Origin of the sequence: Kribbella sandramycini (assembly GCF_013131805.1) — a bacterium.
GTDB classification, from domain to species: domain Bacteria; phylum Actinomycetota; class Actinomycetes; order Propionibacteriales; family Kribbellaceae; genus Kribbella; species Kribbella sandramycini.
In genome coordinates this window covers 304,878-326,121 of sequence record NZ_JABJRC010000001.1, presented here as the reverse complement: position 1 = coordinate 326,121, position 21,244 = coordinate 304,878, and the positions used below count along the sequence as shown (strand labels likewise).

Sequence of the window (21,244 nt, the reverse complement as noted above, 5' to 3'; positions counted from 1 at the left end):
CATAGGATCTCTCCCATGGGAGATCCGGTGAGCAGCCTGCGCTACGACCGTCCGGCGTCCGAGTGGGTGGAGGCGTTGCCGCTCGGCAACGGGCGGATCGGGGTGATGTGCTTCGGCGGCGCCGGCAGCGAGCGGCTCTCGCTGAACGACGAGACCCTCTGGTCCGGCAGCCCGGCCACCCAAGAAGCACTCGAAAAGCCGCAAGGCGCAGTCGGACCACAAGCTCTGCAAGCGATCCGGGCCACCATCGCGGCCGGCGACATCCGCCGCGCCGAAGCGCTCGCGACCGGGTTCCACGCCGGTCACTCCCAGGCCTACCTGCCGCTCGGCGACCTCCTGCTCGACTACACGCCCGACGGCGCGGCCACCCAGTACGAACGCGGGCTCGACCTCGACACCGCAACCGCGACGACGACGTACGAGATCGGAGGTCTGACGGTCAAGCAGCAAGTCTTCGTCAGCCACCCGGCCCAGGCGGCCGTCGCCCGCGTCACGGCGTCCGGCCCGATCAACCTCACCACCCGCCTCACCTCGCAGCTCCAGTCGGCCGAGCACGGTACCGGTCTGCTCATCCAGGCCCCCGCAGACGTCGCACCACCACACCGCGACGTCCCGGAGCCAGTCCGGTACTCCGACGGCCCCGACCGCGGCATGGCCGCCGCCATCGCCCTCTGCGCCACCACGGACGGCGTACTCGACGGCAACACCATCACCGGCGCAACCGACATCACCCTCGTCCTCACCACCGCCACCGGGTACGTCGACCCGGCAACCGCCCCGACCAAGACCCGCGAGGCCTGCTTCGCCGAGGCCGACGAGCGCGCCCGCGCCGCGCTGGCCCGCGGCTGGGACGAGCTGTACGCCGAACACGTCGCCGACCACCAGTCCCTCTACCGCCGCTCGGTCCTCAACCTCCCACCGGCGGACGCCGCCACCCTCCCGACCGACCAGCGGCTGGCGCACAACGCTGACCCGGCCCTGGCCGCGCTGGTCTACAACTACGGCCGCTACTTGATGATCGCCAGCTCCCGCCCAGGCGGCCTGCCGACCAACCTGCAGGGCATCTGGAACGACATCCTCCAGCCGCCGTGGAGCTCCAACTACACGGTCAACATCAACACCGAGATGAACTACTGGCCCGCCGAGACCACCAACCTCTCCGAGTGCCACGAGCCGCTCCTCACCTACCTGGGCCACCTGGCTGCCGCCGGCCGCCGGACTGCGAGCGAGCGATACGGCGCTGCCGGCTGGGTCGCCCACCACAACGCTGACGCCTGGTGCTGGACCGCCCCCGTCGACGGCAACCCGAAGTGGGCCAACTGGCCAATGGCCGGCGCCTGGCTCGTCCGCCACCTCTGGGACCACTACGCCTTCACCGGCGACCGCGACTTCCTCACCACCGCCTGGCCCGTGCTGCGCGGCCAAGCCGAGTTCTGCCTCGACTGGCTGACCGAACTGCCGGACGGCACTCTCGGTACGTCGCCGTCCACCTCACCCGAGAACGACTACGTAGCCGCCGACGGCGAGCCCGCCTCCGTCACCACGTCGTCCACCATGGACCTGGCCCTGATCGCCGACCTCTTCGACCGCTGCGCCCAGACTGCGGAGGTGCTCGGCCTGTCCGACGAGCTGGTCGACCGCCTCGCCGCAGCCCGCAAACGCATCCCGGAGCCGTCGATCGGCAGCCAGGGCCAGCTCCAGGAGTGGGCCGCCGACCTCCCCGAGCAGGACCCGCACCACCGGCACATGTCCCACCTGATCGGCCTCCACCCCGGTGACTCGATCACTCCGGATCGCACCCCCGAGCTGGCCGCCGCAGCGACGCGCACCCTGGACCTGCGCGGGGACGCCGCCACCGGCTGGTCACTGGCCTGGAAGATCAACCTCCGCGCCCGCCTCGGCGACAGTGCGGCCGCGCACCGCCTCGTCCGCGCCTTCCTGACCCTGGCCGACGACACCGAGACGGACTACGTCGGCAGCGGCGCCGGCGTCTACGCAAACCTGCTCTGCGCGCACCCGCCGTTCCAGATCGACGGCAACTTCGGAGCCACCGCCGGCATCGCCGAACTGCTCCTCCAGAGCCACACCGACGACCTACACCTCTTCCCAGCCCTCCCCGCCGAATGGCCGTCCGGCACCATCACCGGCCTCCGAGCCCGCGGCGGCGTCACCGTAGACCTCACCTGGTCCCCAACCACCACGACCGCCACCCTGACGGCCGACACCACCCAAACCCGCACCATCCGCTACGGCGCCACCCGCAACACCACCACCCTCACCCTCACCGCAGGCGTCCCCCATCACACCCACCTATAACCCCGTTTGGTGGGCCCACCCAGCAATCGGTGGGTGGGCCACGCGCCTGCGATGGGCCGACCCGCCGGCTCTTGGGCGAGCCCAGCAAAGGTGTGGGCGGGCCCAGGAAAGGGGGCTGTGGGCGGGCTCAGGAAAGGGGGCGGGGTGGTTCAGCGCTTCTTGCGGTTCAGGAAGGCCAGCATGGCTTCCTGGGCCGCGGGGGAGCCGAAGAGGCCGGCCGACAGCTCGGCCAAGTCCTTGCCGCGGGCGTCGATATCCGCGAGCAGCTCCCGGTTCAGCAGTTGCTTGCTCTCGCGCAGACCCTGCGGTGCGCCCTTGAGCAGCGACGCCACCATCGTCTCGACGGCGGTGTCCAGCTCGTCGTCCTGGACGGTCAGCGTGACCAGCCCGAGGTTGGCCGCCTCGAGACCGTCGAAGGTGTTGCCGGTCAGGAACGTGTACCCCGCGGCCCGCGAGCTCAGCCGCGGCAGCACGGTCAGCGAGATCGTCGCCGCCGCCAGCCCGAGCCGAACCTCGGTCAGCGCGAACGTCGCCGACGCCCCCGCGACGCTGACGTCGGACGCGGCCACGATCCCGATCCCACCCGCCCGCACCGGCCCGGCAACCCGGGTCACCACCGGCTTCGGGTTGGCCACGATCGCCCGCTGCACGTCGACCATCCGCTGCGCGCCGACGCCCATCCCCACACTCGTCGCCTCGGACAGATCCGCCCCCGAGCAGAACACATCGAGCGCCGACCGGATCACGATCACCCGGACGGCGTCGTCCGCACCAGCCGTCTCCAGATGCTCGAGCAGCTCACCGGTCAGCTGCTGCGACAACGCGTTCTTGTTGTGCGGCGAGTCCAGCGTCACAGTCGCCACGCCGTCGGCCACGGTCAGATGCACAAGCTCGGTCATCCCCACATCAAACACCCTTCGCCGGCAGAACGCTGTGGCGCGGATCGCCACGCCGTCACAATCGCCCGCCGCGCCCCAGCCGAGCGTGCAGCCCGGCGGCCGGGGGCAAATGTGATGGCCTGGCGGATCGGCTACTTCGTCTCGGCGTAGGCCGGGGAGAGTTCGCGGGCGAGGTGTTCGACGAACAGGCCGACGTCGGTGACGATGCCGCGGGCCTGGGTGGAGCCGCGGTCGGCGAGTTTGGTGACGGTGGCGGGGTTGATGTCGACGCAGGTCAGCGGGATGGCCGCGGGAAGGATGTTGCCGGTGGCAACCGAGTGCAACATGGTCGCGGCCATCAGGCAGTAGCCGACGCCCTCGAGTTCGGCGCGCATGGCGCGCTGGCCGGCCAGGACGTCGGTGTACACATCGGGCAGTGGGCCGTCGTCGCGGACCGAGCCGACGAGGACGAACGTGTTGCCCTGCTTGACCAGCGCGTGCATGACGCCGGAGGTGAGCACGCCCTGCTCGACGGCGGCCGCGATCGAGCCGGCCTTGCGGATCGTGTTGATCGCGCGGATGTGGTGCTCGTGGCCGTGCTCGACGCCGCGGCCGCGGGCCAGGTCGACGCCGAGCGACGTCCCGTAGAGGGAGGACTCGATGTCGTGGGTGGCCAGCGCGTTACCGGCGAACAGGACGTCGACGAACCCGGCCTCGACGATCGCGACCATGGCCGGCGCGGCGCCGGTGTGCACGATGCCCGGGCCGCCGACCCAGAGCACCTTCTGGCCGTTCGCCTTCGCCTCGCGCATCCCGTCCGCGACCTGTTTGACCAGCACCCGCTGCGGTTTCTCGCTGGACACCTCGGACTCCATGAAGCCGAAGGCCTCCTCGGAGTTCGCGACGATCGGCGGCGTCACCTTGACGCCCTGGGCGCTGGTGATGATCCGCATCCCGGCCCGGACCTCGGACATCGGGATGGTCCGGACGGCCGAGCCCTCGACGAGCAGCCCGCAGTCCATCTCCGGGTTCCGGACGGCGACCCAGTGGCCGTCCAGCCGGACGCTGGTCGGCAGGTTGGTGGTCGAGTAGAACCCGTCCGGGAAGACGCCGTCGCGCTCCACCTCGGTGATCTCCGGCGTACCGGGGTCGACCAGGTTCGCGCCCTTGGTCTGGATCCGCATCAGCAGCCGCTGCAGCGACTCCTCGTCATCGGCCCCGACCGTCATCCGGACCGTCGAGGGGTCGTCCTTGTCGTAGCCGAGGTCGAACTTGTCCAGCGTGTACTCGCCGCCGTACCCACGGATGTCGTCGAGCACCCGGGACAGCAACCCCGAGTCCATCAGGTGTCCGGTGATCTCAACCGTCTCACTGACCTGCACGGGGTACCTCCCTCAGTCAAGAACGTCAGATTGTCCGACGATCTGCTGATGCTAACTCACACGACGGCTCCGTCATCGGGGGTGTCGTCCTGGGGAAGGCGGTCGCCCATCCGGATCACCAGGGTGAGGAAGCCGCCGACGAAGCCGACGACGCCGAGCGTGGTGATCCAGCCGGTGCCGAAGTCCAGGACGGCGGCCAGGATCAGGAGCAGCGGGCCGCCGAGCAGGCCGAGCCAGGCGGCGCGGCTGATCCAGTCCAGCCGGGGGCCGCGCGGGGGATCGGGCGGGATGTAGTGGTCCCGCGGGTCGTCGACCGGCCGCGCCGGGCGCTCCGGCTCCTCCTCCTCGGGCTCGTCGCGGACGGCGAGCCCGGCCGGTACGTCGATCAGCGGCTCGTACTTCTCGTCGACGTCCTCGCTGACCGGCCAGCGCGGCACCGGGCTCTCGCCGCCGTCGTGCCCCGGGGCGGATGGCTGGTTGAACTGCTCGACGAGCAGCTTCCACTCGACGTCCTCGGTGGTGCGGGAGATGACCGGACGGGCCTGGTCGACCTGGCCGGCGTCCACGAACAGCTCCTCCATCCCCTCGGGCACCGGATCGCCGGCCGCCTCCTCCGTCGTCCGCACCTCGCTCGGGGATTTCACGTACGCCGCGATCTCGGCCTCGCCGAGGCTGAGCAGCAGCGGCTCCACGAGCGCCGGGGCGATCGCGCCGGCCGAGGCGAACGTCTCGGCGGTCAGGCCGTTATGACGCAGCGGCACGGCTGGTCACCCGCCCGATGAAGGCCGCGGAGTCGGCGAAGATCCGCGGTGCGTCGTTGTCCAGCGTGGCCACGTGGTAGCTGTCCTCGAGCAGGGTCTCGGTCACGTCGCGGGACGAGATCGCGGCCAGCACGTTCCGCGCCGAGCTCGCCTCCACCACATGGTCGACGGTGCTGCGGAACAGCAGCACCGGCTGGGTGACCTTGGCCAGGTCGGCCCGGGTGACCTTCCACAGCTGCGACAGGGAGAGCATCGCGCGCAGCGGCATTCGGTCGTATCCGTGCTCGTCGACGCCGGGCTTCTTGATGTCGTTCGCGATCGGCGGGAACGACGGGACCACCTTGGCCAGCAGAGGCAGCAGGCCGATCCGCTTGTCCTCCGTGCTCACCGACGGGTTGACCAGGACGACGCCGGCGATCTCGTCGCCGTGCTCCTCGGCCAGCCGGAGCGCCAGGCAGCCGCCCATCGACAGACCGGCCACGACGACCTGGTCGTGCTCCTTGCGCAGGCGGGCCAGCTCGTTGTCCAGGACGGCGTACCAGTCCTGCCAGGTGGTCCGGTTGGCCTCCTGCCAGCTGGTGCCGTGGCCGGGCAGGCGGGGGACGGCGACGCCGTAGCCGAGCTCGGCCAGGTGCTCACCCCAGGGGCGCATCGAGTACGGCGTACCGGTGAAACCGTGACTCAGCAGGACGCCGATCCCGGCGTTCTCCCCGCTCCCGGGGCTGCGGTACTCCTCCGCGTGGGCTTGCACTGGCACGGTCGACTCCTCGCCCGGTCGTGGGATCCTCACAGGCGGCTCCGGGCGGTGCGCGTACGCGCCCTCCCCAGCCGCCGGTCCATGGTCGCATCTGGACTGCATCCAGTCTGCATCCAGATGACAACACGGTGAGCAACGCCAACATTCCTGGCGGTGACATTGCCTGAGGGGGAAGCTGGAACGTAGTGTCCTGCAGCGACGGCGAGCACTGGTGCCGGACGAAGGACGCGCCGACCATGGGACTGAGATCCAGTCTGGAGTCGGCGGTTGCACGTGTCGGGCGAGTGACGGAGGTCGAGGCGGATGCTGTACCTGCTCATCAGACAGTTCATCGTTGCACCAATCGTGAAGCTGTTCTTCCGGCCGAAGGTGACCGGGCTGCACCACATCCCGACCAGCGGCCCGGCGCTGCTGGTCAGCAACCACCTCGCGTTCTCGGACTCGATCTTCCTGCCGGTCGCCGTCCCGCGGCAGATCGTCTTCCCGGCCAAGTCGGAGTACTTCACCGGCCCCGGGCTGAAGGGCAAGATCGTCGCGACGTTCTTCCGCTCGATCGGCCAGATCCCGATCGACCGCTCCGGCGGCCGCGCCTCGCTGGCCGCGCTGAACACCGGGCTCGACATCCTGAAGAAGGGCGAGCTGTTCGGGATCTACCCCGAGGGCACCCGCTCACCCGACGGCCGCCTCTACAAGGGCAAGACCGGCGTGGCGCGGATGGCGATCGTGGCCGGCGTCCCGGTGATCCCGGTCGCGATGATCGACACCCACAAGCTGCAGCCCCCGGGCTCGGTGCTGCCGAAGATCTGGCGCCGCGAGCCGGGCAAGCTGTTCCCGCGGATGAACCGCCCCGGTGTCGCGATCGGCGCCCCGCTCGACTTCTCCCGCTACGAGGGCATGGAGCGGGACCGGTTCGTGCTGCGCTCGGTCACCGACGAGATCATGTACGCGATGATGGAGCTGTCCGGCCAGGAGTACGTCGACATGTACGCCGACAAGGCCAAGGAGCTGCTGAAGGCCGGCGAGTCGATCGACGACCACCTCCGCCTGGGCGACGAAAAGGCCTCCTGACGCCGCTGCCGGGCCGCTGCGCACTGTGATTGAGACGGCAGTGCGGCGGGTGCCCGCGCTCGAATAGGCTGAGGGCATGCAATTCGCGACGTTGAGTGCGGGGGAAGTGCCCGGGGTTCCGACTCTGGACGAGCTGCGGGGCCTGAAGCCGCTGCAGCAGCCGGAGTGGCCGGACCAGCCGGCGCTGGAGCAGGTGATGAGCGAGCTGCGGACGCTGCCGCCGCTCGTGTTCGCCGGTGAGTGCGACGACCTGACCACCAAGATCGGGGCCGTCACCCGCGGTGAGGCCTTTCTGCTCCAGGGCGGCGACTGCGCCGAGACCTTCGACGGCGTGACCGCGGAGAACATCCGCGCCAAGCTGCGGGTGCTGCTGCAGATGTCGGTCGTCCTCCAGTACGCCGCGAGCGTCCCGGTCGTGAAGGTCGGCCGGATCGCCGGTCAGTACGCCAAACCCCGCAGCTCCGGCGAGGAGACGCGGGACGGCGTGACCCTGCCGTCGTACCGGGGCGACGCCGTCAACGGGCTGGAGTTCACCCCCGAGGCCCGCATTCCGGATCCGCGCCGCCTGCGCGGCGTCTACAACGCCGCCGCCGCCACGCTGAACCTGGTCCGCGCGTTCACCACCGGCGGGTACGCCGACCTGCACCAGGTGCACGCCTGGAACACCGACTTCGTGAAGTCCTCCCCGGTCGGCCAGAAGTACGAGCAGCTGGCCTCGGAGATCGAGCGCGCGCTGGCCTTCATGCGGGCCTGCGGCGCGACCTCCGACGAGTTCAGGACGGTCGACTTCTACGCCTCGCACGAGGCCCTCATCCTCGAGTACGAACACGCCCTGACCCGGATCGACTCGCGCACCGAGCAGCCGTACGACGTCGCCGGCCACCTGCTCTGGGTGGGGGAGCGGACCCGTCAGCTGGACGGCGCGCATGTCGAGTTCCTCGCCTCGCTGAGCAACCCGCTCGGCGTGAAGATCGGCCCGACGACGACGCCGGAGTACATTCGCGCGCTGATCGACAAGCTGAACCCGAAGGGCATCGAGGGCCGGCTGACCTTCATCACCCGGATGGGCGCGGGCAAGATCCGCTCGGCGCTGCCGCCGCTGCTGGAGGCCGTCCGCGACCACGGCTCGCCGATCGCGTGGGTCTGCGACCCGATGCACGGCAACACCTACGAGACGCCGAACGGCTACAAGACCCGCAACTTCGACGACGTGATGGACGAGGTCCAGGGCTTCTTCGACGCGCACCAGCAGATCGGCACCTGGCCGGGCGGTATGCACATCGAGCTGACCGGCGACGACGTCACCGAGTGCCTGGGCGGCGGCGAGGCGCTCGTCGCCGAAGATCTGGCCAACCGGTACGAGACCGCCTGCGACCCGCGCCTGAACCGGCACCAGTCGCTGGAGCTCGCCTTCCTGGTCGCCGAGCGGCTGCGAGGCGCGCGGGCATGATCGACCTCCGGTCGGACACCGTCACCCGGCCGGCCGCGGGGATGCTCGCAGCGATGACGAGCGCCCCGCTGGGCGACGACGTGTACGGCGAGGACCCGACGGTCAACCGGCTCGAGGAGACCGTCGCGGGCCTGCTCGGGCACGAGGCCGGCCTGTTCACCGTCACCGGCTCACTCGCGAACGTTCTCGGCGTCCAGGGCCTGGTCCCGCGCGGCGGCGAGCTGATCAGCGAGGCCAGCGCGCACGTCGTCCGCGCCGAGCTGGGCGCGCACGCCGCCGTCAGCGGTATCACCACCCGGACGTGGAGCGCCCCGGCCGGGCAGATCGACCTCGAGCAGATCCGCGCGCTGATCGCGCCCGACCTCGGCCCGTACTTCGTCCGGACGTCGGCCGTCTCGGTCGAGAACACGCACAACTTCGGCGGCGGCGCCGTCCAGCACGGTTTCGACGCGCTCGCCGACGAGCTCGACGCCCGCGGCATCCCGCTCCACCTCGACGGCGCCCGCCTCTGGAACGCCGCCGTCGCGACGGGCCGGACGCCGGCGTCGTACGCCTCCCGAGCGGCCGCGGCCGGCGTCTGCCTCTCCAAAGGCCTCGGCGCGCCCATCGGCTCGGTCCTGGTCGGCTCGGCCGAGCTGATCCGCGAAGCCCGCGTCTGGCGCAAACGCCTTGGCGCCGGCTGGCGCCAAGCCGGCCTCCTCGCCGCCGCCGGCCTCTACGCCCTGGACCACCACATCGACCGCCTCGCCGACGACCACGCCAACGCCCGCCTGATCGCCGGCCTCCTCGCCGACGCCGCCCCCGGCTCGGTCAAACCCGACCAGGTCGACACCAACATCGTCGTCGCCGACCTCTCCGTCACCGGCAAGTCCGTCGCCGAGGTCGTCACGGCAGCCAAGGAGCAAAACGTCCTCGTCGGCGGCGTGGGCGCCACCCAGCTCCGCATCGTCACCCACCTCGACGCCTCCACCACGGACTGCAAGCACGCCGCCGAGACCCTGGCCAGGATTCTGACGACATAGGTGTCGATTTCGCGGTGGCCGTCCGACGCGTTGGCAAGTCCAACCGAGACGACGTCATCGTGACCACCATCAGCACCCGCACCCTGTTGTCCGCCGGGATCATCGCCGGCCCGCTGTACGCCGTCGTCGCCCTGGATCCGGCCGTGGGCTTCCCCGAGGGCGTGGTCAGCCGGCACGGTATCGCGCACTTCGCGGCCGGTGGGATCGGCTTCCTGGCGCTGATCGCCTTCTACCTCGCGGTCGCGCAGGCCTGGGCCTGGATCTCCGCCACCCTGTGGCAGCGAAGCAAAGTAGTTCATGTTTAAATAGTTGAATGACTGACATCAAGATTCTGGCCATCTCGGGCAGCCTGCGGGCGGGCTCGCTGAACACGGCGCTGCTTCGGGCGGCCCAGAAGCATGCGCCGGCCGGTGTGACCATCGAGTTGTACGACGGGCTCGCGGAGCTTCCGCACTACAACGGCGATTTGGACACCGAGGCCGTGCCGGCCTCGGCGCGGGAGCTGCGGGACCGGATCCGCGCGGCGGACGGTGTGCTGATCTCGACGCCGGAGTACAACTACTCGATCCCGGGCGGGCTGAAGAACCTGATCGACTGGGCGTCGCGGCCGGCGGCGACGTCGGCGCTGCTGCACAAGCCGGTAGCGATCATGGGCGCCGCGCCGACGAACTTCGGCACCGTGCGGGCGCAGCTGGCGCTGCGGCAGGTGTTCGTCTGGACGCACTCCGACGTCGTGGTCAAGCCCGAGGTGATGGTGTTCAAGGCGCACGAGCGGTTCGACGAGGCCGGCAACCTGGTCGACGACGACACGATCGCGCTGGTGTCTTCGCTGGTGGATGCTCTCGCGGGCAAGGTCCGCGCGACCAAGTAAGCTGCAGCTGTCTGGTCGGCAGCGTTCGGGGAGAGCCGTGCGAGAGATCGTCGTGTTCAGCGGAAGTGCCCATACCGATTTGGCGGAGCGGATCTGCGCCGATCTCGGCGTCCGGCTCTCGCCGGTGGAGATCCATCGGTTCAGCAACGACTGCCTGCAGGCGCAGTTGCAGGCGAACTGCCGGCAGCGCGACGTCTACATCGTGCAGCCGCTGGTCCCGCCGACGCAGGAGCACCTGATGGAGCTGCTGCTGATGGTCGACGCCGCGCGCGGCGCCTCGGCGCAGCAGATCACCGCGGTCATGCCGCACTACGCATACGCCCGGTCGGACAAGAAGGACGCTTCGCGGATCTCGATCGGCGGCCGGCTGGTCGCCGATCTGCTGGTCGCCTCCGGCGTCGACCGGGTGCTGACGATGGCGCTGCACGCTCCGCAGGTGCACGGCTTCTTCTCGGTCCCGGTCGACCACCTGACCGCGATCGGCGTCCTGGCCGACCACTTCCGCGGCCGCGACCTGAGCGACACCGTCGTCGTCAGCCCGGATCTCGGCAACGCGAAGACCGCGACGCAGTTCGCCCGCCTGCTCGGGCTGCCGGTCGCCGCGGGCAGCAAGCAGCGGATGGCCGACGACCGGGTCGTGATCGACGCGATCGTCGGCGACGTCTCCGGTAAGCGCGCAATCGTCCTGGACGACGAGATCGCGACCGGTGGCTCGATCATCGAGCTGCTCGACCGGCTCAAGGACCGCGGCTGCACCGAGGCGGCCGTCGCCTGCACCCACGGCCTGTTCGCGGGGAAGGCCGTCGAGCGGCTGCGCTCGCACCCGTCGATCACCGAGGTGATCAGCACCGACACCGTCCCGCGGCCCGACGGCTTCCCCGAGCTGCAGGTCAGCTCGGTGGCCTCGCTCTTCGCGGAGGCGATCAAGCGCATCCACGAAGGCGAGTCCGTCTCCAGCCTCTTCGACGGCGTCGACCCGACCCACGCCCCGCCGCAGCCGAAACTGTTCTAAGGCGCGCAGGTCAGGGCCGCGTGGCCCCAGTCGGCGTGATCGGAGTTCCGGCCGTTGCCGCCGTCGGTCGTGGCCAGGGTGAGTTTCTGCACCCCGGTGACGTCGACATCGAGTGCGATCGCGGCGCCGCGGCGGAGCACCGGCGTACTGGCGAGGGTTCGCCCGTCGCCGCTGACCACGAAGCTCACCGAGCCTTCGTCGCTGGTGACGTCGTCGTCGATACCGGCCTCGGCGACGAACCGCGTACAGGCCGCGCCGAGCCAGGTGGTCAGCGAGCTGGGCGCATGGGAGCCGATGCCCTTGGCGTAGGTCGTGCCCCCGATGCTCAGCGTCGCGGGCGGTGTGTCGCCGCCGTGGCTGCGGTCGCGCTGCTGCGGCCGCCCGTATCCGTTCGTCTCGCCCGTCCACGGCAGGTCGCTGACGTACGCCGAGCCGCGCGGCGGCAGCGGTTCGGCGAAGACCCGGGCCGCGTCGGCCGAGTGGATCTTCCGCCCGTCCGGCGCGGTGTAGTTCCCCGCGACCACCAGATCGACGTCGCCCGACCCAGCGCCGTCCAGCTTCAGCGTCCACGACCCGCTCACGCTCTCGCCGTCGCGCAACAGGCTCTTGCGGACCGGCTGACCCGAAACCAGCGACCACCCGGCCGGTACTTCGGGCGCCAGCACGAGATCCCGTACCGGACCACCCGTCCGCGCGACGAAGATCCCCTGGACGCGGACGGTTCGACCGGCCTTGACGACGCTCGGCGTCGCGTCGACCAGCACCGAGGTGTTCGGCGCGACCCGGCGCGGCTGATCGCAGGTGCTGCGCCCGGCTCGGTACGGGCAGGCTTGCAGGACGAAGCCGCCCCGATCGGCGACCGCGATCGACAGCCGATCCGAGCCGACCTTGACCGCACTCGAACGGCTGAGGTTCGGCCCCCGATCGGTGATCGTCTCGACCAGCCAGCGTCCACTGCCCAGAAACGCCAGCGGTACGTCGAGCGTCGTTGCCGCGCCCGATCGGATCCCGCCCGCGAACCAGGTGGAGCCGTTGCGCCGGGCAAGTATCGCCTGCGCGCCGGGATCGCCCGCGAGCAATCGGGTCTCGTCCCAGACCGTCGGCAGCTGGGCGAGGAACCGCGCGCCCTCGGGCTGCGAATCGAGCTCCTCCGGTGAGCTGACGACATGCGTCCAGGCCGACTCGTAGACGACCGGCAGCGCCAGCTCGTGCGCGTTCGTGGTCTGCGGCTTCGGGTTCGCCGCGGTCGCGAACCGGGTCGGAGTGTAGTCCATCGAGCCGATCACGTTCCGGGTGAAGGGCAGGATCGTGTTCCGGCGCGCGTTCAGCCCGTTCTCCTCACCGCGGACCCCTTCCATCGTCATCAGGTGCGGCCACGTCCGGGCCAGCCCGTGCGGCACGGTCGAGCCGTGGAAGTTGACCATTAGGCGCCGCTGCGCGGTGTCGGCCAGCAGGTCGTCGTACCACTGGTAGCGGGCCTGCGTGTCGGACTCCATGAAGTCGACCTTGACCCCCTTGATGCCCCAGGCAACCAGTTTCGGGAGCCAGGTGTCGCGCTGCTCCTGGGTCTGCAGGTTCGTCCAGTGGAACCAGACGAGCACCTCGACCCCGCGGGCGCGCGCGTACCGGGTGAGGGCCGGCAACCAGGCCGGGCTCCACCCCTCGTCGACAAGGATGTACTTCAGGTGATTCTTCGCGGCGGCGTCGACATAGTCCTTCTGGCGCTCGAAGTCGCGGGGGCTGGAGTTCTCGGCGAGCCAGGACCACGACGACAGGCCGGGCACGATCCAGCTCGTATCGGTGAAGCGGGCCGGATCGGCCAGGTCGTCCACCAGGGTCGATCCGGTGACGGTCGGCAGGTCGCCGACGATCATCGTCCGCCAGGCGGTCGCCAGCCGGCCGCTCGACACGACCTGCGGGTCGGCGAGTTGGACGTCGTACCGGCTGGAGCCCTGAGTGTGGGTGAGCCGGGCGCCGGAGTACCGGCCGTCGAGCCCGGACTCGGCGAGCAGTGCGTACGTGTCGCCCGTGCGGAAGAGGGCCGGGTGACCGAACTGCCCGGACGGCGCAGTCGCAGCCGTTGCCTGCTCGTGCTCGTTCTCGTGCTGCGGGGTGTACGTCTGGAGCCAGCTGGTCGCGGTCGGCGCCAGCTCGTAACCACCCGTCTCCCGCTGAACGGTCACGGGCCCGGGCAGCTCGTAGCGGAACCCGACGCCGTCGTCCGACACCCGGACGACGAGCGTGAACGACCCGGCGGCGTTGCCGAACGTCAGCAGGCTCTCCTCCTGGACGACGGTGTGCTGCCGCTGCTTGCCGGTCGTCATCCGATACGCCGTCCGGACCGAGCGGCGGCTCTCGGTCCGGAAAGTCAGATCCTTCGACAGATCGCCGGCTGCGGTGACCACGCCGAGGTCGGTCACGCCGACCGCCTCGGCGGAGCCACTCGTCACGCGTAAGCGCAGCGCGCCGCCGGTCGACTCGAGCGTCGCGCCGACGCTGCCGACCTGGGGGAGTACCCACCTGGTCTCGGCCTGGGCGGGGACTTGGACGGTGGTGGCGATCAGGGCAGCGCCGAGGGCGAGCGCGAGTCGAGGCATGGGCGGTCCTCACGAGTCGGTGATAGGGCGGATACACCGGGTGGAAACGATCCCAAGCCTAGCCGAGTCCGGACCGGCTCAGCCTTCGCAGCAAGCGCGGTGCAGCCATTCGGGCTCGTGCCACCAGTACTTCGGGTCGTGGGCGTGTGCTCGGTCGCGGCTGAGTGGTTGTGGTGCGTCGGTGGTTTGCAAGGCGGCCTTGGTGGCCGAGGTTGCGGCGTACGGCGCGAGCAGTTGGTCGACCGTGTGCAGCCGGCCCGCGACCATGACGCGGTCGACGGCCGCGGCTGCGCGGATGTCGGCGAGCGGGTCGCCGGTGACGAAGGCGAGGTCGGCTTGGGCGCCGGGTTTGACGACGCCGAGTTTGTCGTCGAGGTTGAGCCAGCGGGCCGGGTTGCGGGTCGCAGTGGTGAGCGCTTCGTACGGGGTGAAGCCGCCGGCCACCATCGAGCGCAGGTTGGCGTGCAGTGAGATGGCGATGTTGTCGAGTGGGGTGTCGGTGCCGGAGATGACGAGGCCGCCGCCGCGGTGAATGCGGAGCACCATGTCGACGTTGCCGCGGAGCAGCTCGCGGGTCGTGACGCCGGCGGGGCCGGTCGCGGTGTCGACCTCGCTGCGCAGGGCGGCGTACTCCCAGGACGGGAACAGGGTCGTCGTCCGGCGATCGGTGAGCAGCGACGGATCGTCGACGTGCGCCATCGTCGAGTTGAACAGGGTCGGCGTGACGGACATCCCGGACTTGGTGAACAGCGTGACGACGTCGGCGTACGCGCGACCGAGCCGGCTGACGGTGTGCGAATAGCCGAGCCGGTTGGTGGCGCCGGTGTGCTCCATGCCGTCCATGCCGAGGTGCTCGGCGGGGTAGAGGTAGTGCGACGACAGTTGCAGGCCGAGCCGATGGACGGCGGCGATCGCGCGGCGCTGGTAGTCGACCGGCAGCCGGACGTACGTCTTGACCAGGTCGTAGGCGAGCCCTTCGACGCGATCGAGCTCCAGGCCCAGCTGCCGTACCGACAGAGTCGGCCGCATGAAGTTGTAGAAGACCCGGGAGCCGTCGATGGCCTCGCCGGTCGCGAAGTAGCGCGGGCCGGTCAGAGAGCCGTGCGAGAGCGCTTCCCGGGTTTCCTGCATCTGGTACGCCGGATCGCCGGGAGAGCGCGTACTCGTGATCCCGTAGGCGAGCCACAGGTTGCCCTGCCGCGTGCCCCACGCGCGGCCGCGCAAATGCCAGTGGTTGTGCGCGTCGATCAGGCCGGGCATCACGGTCAGTGCCGAGGCGTCGATATCGGCCCGGCCCTGATGCGGCCCGACGGCGACGATCCGGGCGCCGTCGACGACGATGTCGAGATCGCGCCGGAGAGCGCTCTCGCGGCCGTCCCACACCGCGCCGGCGTGGATCGTGGTGTGCTGCTTGATCGTCGCCCGCCGCCAGTGCAGGTCGAGCGGGATCGTGCGCGGGCGCGCGCCGTGCAGGTCGGTGCGGCGGAGGCGGCCGTTGTTCAGGTAGAGCAGCGTCCGGTTGTCCTGCCAGACGGGGGAGTCGGTGACCTCGTCGGTGACGGCCCGCGGCTCGCCGGTCGGGCGGCCCCGGCCGTCGACCGGGACGACGTACAGCAGGCTCTCCACGACGAAGGCGAGGTGGTTGCCGTCGGGCGCGAAGACCGGGCCGTCGTCGCCGCGGGTGGCCAGGGAGCGGAACGGCATCGGCTCGACGTATTCGAGCTCGGCGGTGGCGACGTCGACGTACAGGAGCTGGCTGGTGCCTTCGCGGAAGCGTTTGCTGACCGGTTTCACAGCGGCGAGGACGAGAGTCTTGCCGTCGGCGGACCAGCTGACGCGGCCGGGCTGGAACAGCGTCGGCGTCACCGCGCGGACGGCGCCGGTCTCCAGGTCGAGGAGCTGAGCGATGCCGTCCTGATCCTGGTAGACGACCCGGCGGCCGTCGGGGGCGAACCGCGGGGCGGTTTGCGCGCCGGGGAGACCGGAGAGTTTGCTGTCGGCGCCGGTGCGCAGATCGTGCAGCCAGAGGTCGGCGGTGCCGTCGCGATCGCTTGCGTACAGGAGTTTCTTGCCGTCCGGGGAGAAGTCCGGGTCGGAGTTGAAGTAGCCGTCGGCAACGATCTTGCGCGGTGCGCCGCGACCATTGGCTGCTGCCAGCCACAAGGCGTTGAGGGCGCGGAACGCGATCCAGCGCCCGTCCGGGGACACGGTCGGGCAGGCGATCCCCTGAACCGGCCGGCGGCCGGTCGACTCGACGTCGGGCGCTTTACCGCGGAGGCGTCGAGTCGTCACCGGGACGGTCGCTGTGAAGGGGACGACGGTGTGCGCGCCGCCGAGGCGATACCGGACTACGTGGCCGTCCGCGGAGTAGACGATCTCGTCGGCCGACGCCCAGGACGGCGGGACCGCGAACACGTCCTTGCCTTGGGTGACCTTCTGGCCGTCGACCACCAGGTCGGAGACCGGCCCGGGCCCGAACCGCACGTACGCGAGCTTCCCGCTGGGTGAGTAAGCGGGCCCGTAGACGGTGCTGCCGGTCTGAGCCGGCGCGACGGTCCGCCGTACGCCGGTGCTCAGCTCGAGCTCGACGATCGCCGCGGCGTCCACCGTGAACGCGATCTTGCTGCCGTCGGGGGAGACTGTGGGCTCAGCCTCCTCGGCCGGGTCGTTGGTGAGTGCGGTGATCGCACCGCTGCTCAGGTTAAGCCGGTGCAGGTCGTAGCTGCCGGTGCCGCCGCGGTCCGACGAGAATACGACGGAGCCGCCGTCCGGCGTGAAATGCGGCTCGCGGTGGTCGTAGCGGCCGGTGGTGAGCTGGGTCAGCCGGCGACCGTCCGGCTGGACCGACCAGAGGTGGAAGTTACCGTCCCGGTAGGACTGGAACACGAGCCGAGCGCTGTCGGGCGACCAGCGCGGCCGGGTCGCGTCCTGGAGGTCGTCGGTCAGTCTGCGAGCGACTCCGCCGGTTGCCGGGGTCACCCAGATCGCTGTGATCAGATCGAAGGCCAGCCAGCGTCCGTCCGGCGACACGGACACCATGAAGTTGGTGCCCTCGCTGAGCACCGCCTGTCCGGCGGAGACGGCGTCCGGCGCCGCAGTCGCCGTACCGGTCAGTGCACTCGCCGCTGCGAGGCCGCCACTTGCTTGCAGCACCCGTCGCCGCGAGACGCTCCACTTTCCAGGATCCCCAGTCATTTGCTTTCCGTTCCTCGGTCGAGCCGGACGAGACCTGACCGACGCTGCCACCGAAGCCGCAAGCCGACCGCCGTCCCCGGCGTGTCGTGCAACAGTCCCGCCACAACGCCGACCCTGGGCACCCTCTAGGGTCTGGACATGCTTTCCCTGCTCTGGCGTTTGCAGTCGTTGTTCGCGACCGGCGGACTGGTCCTGCTGGCAGTGCTGATGGCGCTCGCCGTCGACAGCCGGCTGGACCGGCACTGGATCGTGCGAGCGCTGACGCTGCTGCTCGCGGTCTGCTGCGCGCTGCTGCTGGGCGGTGACCGCCGCCGCCGGATGCGTCAGATCATCGCTGCGGCCGGGGTGCTCATGTTCGGCGTGGTCTTTCCGGTGACGACGAGCGTCTGGTCCAGCCCGCCGGAGGTCGACTTCGTGCTGCAGGTCGCGACCGACGCCGAGAAGGCCGCTGAGAAGTCCGCTCAGTCGGTCGTCACGGTGGACGACGTGAAGGCCGCCGTGACCGCCCGCGGTGGCGCGGTCGGCACCCCGCAGACCGAGAAGACGCCGGTCGTCCGGGGCGCCGACGCCTTCCCGCTGATCGTGCGCACCAGCCCCACGGCCACCCGCCCCTGGGCCTGCGTGTCGTTCACCGGGCTGGAGGCCAAGGTCCGCGCCTGCTGAGTCCCACTTGGTGAGCAATCGATTTCCCGCGACCTTGGGCGGAGCCTAAGGTGCGGAGTATGACTCTTGGGAACCTGTCCGGAATCAGCGCGCTCGTGGATGTCGAGACGCGCTCCATCAGCGCGGAGAACCCGACCGGGGAGCCGGGGCAGGGCGGCCGGCGGACCGAGGGGACCGGCGCGCACGCGGCCCGCGATCTCGGCCAGGGCTGGAAGGTGTCGCCGTCGATCGAGATCGGGCCGGGGGAGACCGCGGTCCTGGCTGATGTCGCCGGCTCCGGTGCGATCACGCACATCTGGCTGACCACGCACGTCGACCACTGGCGGCGGCTGGTGCTGCGCGGCCACTGGGACGGTGACGAGGCGCCGGCGATCGAGACTCCGGTCGGAGACTTCTTCTGCTCCGGCTGGGGACGGTTCGCGCAGGTCAACGCGCTCCCGGTCGCGGTGAACCCGAACGGTGGTTTCAACTGCTACTGGGAGATGCCCTTCCAGCAGCAGGCCAAGCTGACACTCGAGAACACCCACACCGAGTCCGTGGTTGTCTACTTCCAGGTCGACTACTGGCTGGGCGCCGTACCGGAGCAGTCGGCGTACCTGCACGCGCAGTGGCGGCGCAGCAACCCGTTGGTCGCCGAGACCGTCCATACGCTGCTCGACGGCGTTGAAGGGCCGGGGCACTACGTGGGCACTTACCTCGCGTGGGGCGTCAACAGCACCGGCTGGTGGGGCGAGGGCGAGGTCAAGTTCTACCTGGACGGCGACGACGAGTTCCCGACCATCTGCGGCACCGGCACCGAGGACTACTTCGGCGGCGCCTGGAACTTCGACGTCCCGCACCTCGGCGGCTACACCGAGTTCAGTACGCCGTACCTCGGTATGCCGCAGGTGATCCGGCCGGACGGCCAGTACGCGAGCCAGCAGCGGTTCGGCATGTACCGGTTCCACCTCCCCGATCCGATCCGATTCCGGGAGAAGCTGCGCGTCGACGTCCAGGCGCTCGGCTGGCGGTCCGGTGGCCGCTATCTGCCGCTACAGGACGACATCGCCTCGACGGCGTTCTTCTACTCGGCCAAGACCAGTACGACGCGGCCGGACGCACCGGTCCACGACGTGATGGAGATCTGCTGACTCAGGGGATCGGCAGCGGTTTCTGAAGGGCCTGGTCGGCGAGGACGACGAGGGCCGCCGTCCAGCCCAATGGGGCCTCGCCGGCCGGCATTGAGTCCCGGTTGACCTTCTCCGGTAGGGCTCCGGTCCGAGTGCGGTACTGCGCGAGCCAGCCCAGCAACTCCTCCGCCTTGGGTCGATCGCCGCGTGCGGCCGCGCTGAGTGCGAAGAGCGCGGTCTGCGGGGTCCAGGAGACGCCGTCCGCCCGCCACTCTTCGCCCGGCGTGAAACCGCCGTTCGGCTGGCCCAGCGCCAGCTGGGTGGCAGAGATCGCTCGGTTGATCTCCTCCCGCTCAGCTGCGAACGGCGGCCCCAGCACGGTGACGATCGCGTCCGAACCGGCCCCGATCCGTGCTGGCGGCAGACCAGGCTCCAGGAAGCTCTCGGCGCGCGCTGGGGTGCGCGGGTACTCCGGTGCGAAGCGGCGCTCGGTGGCTGCGGACAGCGTCCGTACGGCGGCCTGCCAGCGCTCCGCTTCGGCAGTGTGCCCGAGCTCGGTGGCGATGTGGACGGCGGAGCGGAGCCCGGTCAGCAGCGGAGCCACCGTTCCTAGTGTCACCTCATGCTCCGGGCGCTCCCAGTAGTCAGGGGAGGGGTCGGGGAGACCGTCGGCTCCGAGCTCGCGGGTGATCTGGTCCGCGGACTCGCGGACCATGTCCCAGTAGCGCGCACCGGCCTTGCAGAACCAGGTTGCCCACGGCACCCAGCCGGAGCCGTCGAGCTGCGGCTCCCGGTCGTCCTCGACCGGCGCACCGGACTCGGCGTACCGGGCCTGCCAGCGGCCCGCGCTGGGGTGGATCCGGTCCAGGAAGTCGAGGATCTTGGCGGCTTCGGCGTCCTGGCCGACCGCACAGCGAGCTGCCGCGACGAACGAGGCGTCCCGCGGCCAGACGTACCGCCAAGGGCCGTCCCAGCCGGCCAGTGTGGCTCCACTGGGCAGCGTGAGCGCGTCCAGGTCGGCCAGGGCCCGCTCCGCCAGGTCAGCTGGTGGCCCGCCGTCACCGCGGGCTGGACCGGCGGCGTAGGTCACGTCGGCGCGATGCGGCACGTCCTCGGCCACCAGCCCTGGCTGCGGGTACCGGGCCAGGTTGTTCGCGCCACCGCCCACCACAACGGCCGACAGCACGCCGATGACCACGACCGGGAACCACCGGCCGCGCCGTCCGCTGTCGTCGCGCATGATCCCCCTACTGGGCCAGATGCTGTACTTCGGCCTCGAACTTACGCCGTGGCGCCAGCTCGACCAGATACATCGCCGACAGCACCAGTGCACCGCCGACCAGCATCCGCAGCGTCACACTCTCCGTGCCGAACAGCACGGCGAACGCCGAAGCGAACACCGGCTCCATTGTCATGGCGATCGCGGCCCGCGTCGGCGTCAGGTGCGCCTGCGCCCAGGTTTGGACGATCAGCGCGAGCGCACCGGCGACCAGCGCCATGTAGATCACGCTGACCCAGTCCCGCGCGCCGGTGGGGGCGGAGAACCCGCCAGGGATCGCGCCGATCGCGCACACACAGGTGATGACGACCATCTGCAGCGCAGACAGCCCGAACGCGTTCTCAGGTGTCGACCAGGCGCCCAGACCGATGATGTGCAAGGCGTAGAGGCCCGCCGAGGCCAGCGTCAGCAGCTCGCCGTTGCCCATCGTCATACCGCGGAGCGAGAGAACGCCGAGGCCGATCGTGGCCAGCACCACTGCGATCCACGCCCACCGGCCGATCTTGTGCCGCAGGATGACCGCGGCCAGTAGCGGTGTGAAGACGACGTACATGCCGGTGACGAAACCGGAGACGCTGGCGTCGGTGTGCCGCAGCCCCTCGGTCTGCACGAGCTGGGCGATGCCGTAGGTGATGCCGAGGGCAACAGCCCGGCCGCGGTCGAGACGGCTCAGCTTCGCGATCGCCGTCGGGTAGACCAGCAGCAGCGCGACCGAGGCGATCAGGAACCGCAACGCCAGGTAGTCGGCGACGTCCATCCGGGTGAGGAGGTCCTTGGTGAGGAAGAACGTCGACCCCCACGCCGCTGCGACCGCCAGCAGGGCCAGGACCGCGAGACGCGAGCGATTCACGCGGACAGCTAATCACCCCGCCCTGGCGGGCTCC

The 21,244-nt window shown here is 70.3% G+C and carries 17 protein-coding genes; 9 read left to right on the top strand and 8 right to left on the bottom strand.

Going from position 1 to position 21,244, the window contains the following annotated elements; translation table 11 throughout:
- The first annotated feature begins 15 nt into the window (after nucleotides 1-15).
- Nucleotides 16-2,316 carry a glycoside hydrolase family 95 protein gene (locus HPO96_RS01380; RefSeq protein WP_171670301.1) on the top strand — a complete coding sequence of 767 codons (2,301 nt, stop codon included), beginning with the start codon at nucleotides 16-18 and terminating at the stop codon, nucleotides 2,314-2,316.
- Nucleotides 2,317-2,465: 149 nt separating this feature from the next.
- Here HPO96_RS01380 and HPO96_RS01375 read toward each other — a convergent pair whose 3' ends face one another.
- The 4 genes from HPO96_RS01375 to HPO96_RS01360 all read right to left on the bottom strand — a co-directional run bounded on the left by HPO96_RS01375 (nucleotide 2,466) and on the right by HPO96_RS01360 (nucleotide 6,094).
- Nucleotides 2,466-3,215 carry an enoyl-CoA hydratase-related protein gene (locus HPO96_RS01375; protein WP_171670299.1) on the bottom strand — a complete coding sequence of 250 codons (750 nt, stop codon included), beginning with the start codon at nucleotides 3,213-3,215 and terminating at the stop codon, nucleotides 2,466-2,468.
- A 131-nt stretch (nucleotides 3,216-3,346) separates the two neighbouring features.
- Entirely contained in the window at nucleotides 3,347-4,576 is a 1,230-nt protein-coding gene (locus HPO96_RS01370) for an ornithine cyclodeaminase, nickel-pincer nucleotide-dependent (RefSeq protein ID WP_171670297.1), read from the bottom strand.
- A 56-nt stretch (nucleotides 4,577-4,632) separates the two neighbouring features.
- Nucleotides 4,633-5,337, bottom strand: coding sequence for a hypothetical protein (locus HPO96_RS01365; protein WP_171670296.1), 705 nt, complete (start codon nucleotides 5,335-5,337; stop codon nucleotides 4,633-4,635).
- Nucleotides 5,321-6,094: an alpha/beta hydrolase gene (locus tag HPO96_RS01360; RefSeq protein ID WP_337796460.1), complete on the bottom strand. Its 774-nt coding sequence runs from the start codon at nucleotides 6,092-6,094 to the stop codon at nucleotides 5,321-5,323. Before HPO96_RS01360 ends, HPO96_RS01365 begins: the two co-directional genes overlap by 17 nt.
- A 303-nt stretch (nucleotides 6,095-6,397) precedes the next feature.
- Between HPO96_RS01360 and HPO96_RS01355 the strand changes: the two genes are divergently transcribed.
- From HPO96_RS01355 to HPO96_RS01330, 6 genes are all read left to right on the top strand, one after another.
- Nucleotides 6,398-7,162 carry a lysophospholipid acyltransferase family protein gene (locus HPO96_RS01355; protein WP_171670292.1) on the top strand — a complete coding sequence of 255 codons (765 nt, stop codon included), beginning with the start codon at nucleotides 6,398-6,400 and terminating at the stop codon, nucleotides 7,160-7,162.
- Nucleotides 7,163-7,238: 76 nt separating this feature from the next.
- A complete protein-coding gene (locus HPO96_RS01350) occupies nucleotides 7,239-8,612 on the top strand; it encodes a class II 3-deoxy-7-phosphoheptulonate synthase (RefSeq protein WP_202885455.1) in 1,374 nt (457 codons plus the stop codon).
- The gene (locus HPO96_RS01345) at nucleotides 8,609-9,634 is read left to right on the top strand and encodes a threonine aldolase family protein (RefSeq protein ID WP_171670291.1); all 1,026 of its coding nucleotides are present in this window, start codon (nucleotides 8,609-8,611) and stop codon (nucleotides 9,632-9,634) included. Before HPO96_RS01350 ends, HPO96_RS01345 begins: the two co-directional genes overlap by 4 nt.
- Nucleotides 9,635-9,648: 14 nt before the next feature.
- Complete coding sequence (locus HPO96_RS01340; RefSeq protein ID WP_171670289.1) at nucleotides 9,649-9,939, top strand: hypothetical protein; 291 nt, start codon at nucleotides 9,649-9,651, stop codon at nucleotides 9,937-9,939.
- Between the two features lie 8 nt (nucleotides 9,940-9,947).
- Entirely contained in the window at nucleotides 9,948-10,505 is a 558-nt protein-coding gene (locus tag HPO96_RS01335) for an NADPH-dependent FMN reductase (protein WP_171670287.1), read from the top strand.
- 37 nt (nucleotides 10,506-10,542) lie between these two features.
- Nucleotides 10,543-11,517, top strand: coding sequence for a ribose-phosphate diphosphokinase (locus HPO96_RS01330; RefSeq protein ID WP_171670286.1), 975 nt, complete (start codon nucleotides 10,543-10,545; stop codon nucleotides 11,515-11,517).
- Here the strand turns inward: HPO96_RS01330 and HPO96_RS01325 are convergent.
- Both HPO96_RS01325 and HPO96_RS01320 read right to left on the bottom strand, forming a co-directional pair.
- Complete coding sequence (locus tag HPO96_RS01325; RefSeq protein WP_171670284.1) at nucleotides 11,514-14,114, bottom strand: NPCBM/NEW2 domain-containing protein; 2,601 nt, start codon at nucleotides 14,112-14,114, stop codon at nucleotides 11,514-11,516. The two genes, HPO96_RS01330 and HPO96_RS01325, sit on opposite strands and share 4 nt — an antisense overlap.
- 78 nt (nucleotides 14,115-14,192) lie before the next feature.
- Entirely contained in the window at nucleotides 14,193-17,309 is a 3,117-nt protein-coding gene (locus HPO96_RS01320) for an amidohydrolase family protein (protein WP_171670282.1), read from the bottom strand.
- 138 nt (nucleotides 17,310-17,447) lie between these two features.
- On the opposite strand from HPO96_RS01320, the gene HPO96_RS01315 reads away from it, so the two are divergent.
- Together HPO96_RS01315 and HPO96_RS01310 are read left to right on the top strand one after the other, a co-directional pair.
- Nucleotides 17,448-17,972, top strand: coding sequence for a hypothetical protein (locus HPO96_RS01315; RefSeq protein WP_171670281.1), 525 nt, complete (start codon nucleotides 17,448-17,450; stop codon nucleotides 17,970-17,972).
- A gap of 59 nt (nucleotides 17,973-18,031) precedes the next feature.
- Nucleotides 18,032-19,102, top strand: a complete 1,071-nt coding sequence (locus HPO96_RS01310; RefSeq protein WP_171670279.1) for a glycoside hydrolase family 172 protein — start codon at nucleotides 18,032-18,034, stop codon at nucleotides 19,100-19,102.
- A 1-nt stretch (nucleotide 19,103) separates the two neighbouring features.
- Here HPO96_RS01310 and HPO96_RS01305 read toward each other — a convergent pair whose 3' ends face one another.
- A complete protein-coding gene (locus tag HPO96_RS01305; RefSeq protein WP_171670278.1) occupies nucleotides 19,104-20,321 on the bottom strand; it encodes a glycoside hydrolase family 15 protein in 1,218 nt (405 codons plus the stop codon).
- Nucleotides 20,322-20,328: 7 nt separating this feature from the next.
- Nucleotides 20,329-21,210 (bottom strand): EamA family transporter, encoded by an 882-nt coding sequence (locus HPO96_RS01300; protein WP_171670276.1) that lies wholly within the window; start codon nucleotides 21,208-21,210, stop codon nucleotides 20,329-20,331.
- Nucleotides 21,211-21,244 lie beyond the last annotated feature (34 nt).